The 1,024-nt window shown below is 29.6% G+C and carries 1 protein-coding gene; it reads left to right on the top strand.

Translation table 11 applies throughout. From position 1 onward, the window contains the following. Nucleotides 1-48: 48 nt before the first annotated feature. Nucleotides 49-1,002: a restriction endonuclease gene (locus ND811_RS19350; protein WP_265353619.1), complete on the top strand. Its 954-nt coding sequence runs from the start codon at nt 49-51 to the stop codon at nt 1,000-1,002. Nucleotides 1,003-1,024: the final 22 nt, after the last annotated feature.

Below are 1,024 nucleotides of genomic sequence, written 5' to 3' on the forward strand. Positions count from 1 at the left end.
CTAGTTCGTTATACGACATTTCGAAAAACATAGAAAAGAGGATAAAAAATGAATAACGTTTTTCACTATCCCCCAGATCTATTTGATCTCGTAGTACAAACTATACCTTTGTTAAATAGATCGAAAGATTCAGTAATATTATTTTTCAAAGGAGCAGGCGTTGGTGAAAAATTATATAAGGATATTTCAGACAAACTCAAAACGGATAAAACTAGCATAAGTAAATACGAAATTTGTCGAACGATTCTAGAAAGAATAAACGAAGATTCAGATAAATATTTACGAGAAAGAAGGGAAATTCTTAAACGAATTACAGAGTTTGAAGCTTATTCAACTTGCTGGGAAAATGATCAATTGAAGGCAAAAGGATTGGTTTCTGAAATTCAAAAAATTGTAAATGTTAAAGATTCGTTCACAAGAATGAGTCAAGAAAGAGAAAGGGAATCAAATATTCGAAAAAAAGAATATGATTCAAAAATGAAGGAACTTCAAAAAGATAAGGAAAACCGTGATCAAATAAAAAACGAATTTTTCTTGTTATTTTCAGAACAAAATGCAGCTAAACGTGGAAAACAATTAGAAATTGTATTAAATAAATATTTCGCTCTATACCAAATTTTACTCAAAGAAGATTTTAGAAGAACAGGTGAACCAGGTGATGGAATTATCGAACAAATCGATGGCATTATCGAAATAGATAATCAAATATTTCTAGCTGAAATGAAGTGGAAAAAAGATTCAATAGGAAGTGATGATATTTATGCCCACTTAGGAAGAATTTATCATAGAGCAAATGCACATGGAATTTTTATTTCAGCATCTGGATATTCTCCTTCTGCAATAATCGCTGGCAAAGAAGCACTAGCAAAAAATGCACTATTAGTATTATTTGACTTAGAAGAATTTGTTAAGATTATTGAAAAAGAAGAAAATTTCAAACAATATACAAGAGATAAAATCCAAGCCGCAATAATAGAAAAGAATCCATATAAAAAATGGTGATAATCAATTTCGAAACGTCGTA

It is taken from the genome of Leptospira soteropolitanensis (assembly GCF_026151655.1).
Lineage (GTDB): Bacteria > Spirochaetota > Leptospiria > Leptospirales > Leptospiraceae > Leptospira_A > Leptospira_A soteropolitanensis.